Genomic DNA, 229 nt, shown 5'->3' with positions numbered 1-229 from the left:
ACTTCAACAAAACTTAATTCAGTCACATGCGTGCGGAATAGGCGATCCATTCCCTGAAGAAGTATCACTCGGTATGTTGATATTACGAGCTAATACGATGTTAAAAGGAGTATCGGGTGTTAGACCACTTGTTGTAAACATGCTTCTTGAGTTTGTACATCGTAAAATTCATCCAGTCGTTCCGCAACAAGGATCACTAGGAGCGAGCGGTGATTTAGCACCTTTATCT

1 protein-coding gene is annotated in these 229 nt (G+C 41.5%); it reads left to right on the top strand.

The genetic code is table 11. The features are described from left to right. On the top strand, positions 1-229 hold a 229-nt coding region (locus tag AC0IXC_RS29430), incomplete at both ends, for an aromatic amino acid lyase (RefSeq protein WP_471653734.1).

This window comes from Bacillus sp. AC266, assembly GCF_979253805.1.
The sequence above is the reverse complement of the archived record's forward strand: the minus strand, read 5'-3'. Positions and strand labels throughout refer to the sequence as shown.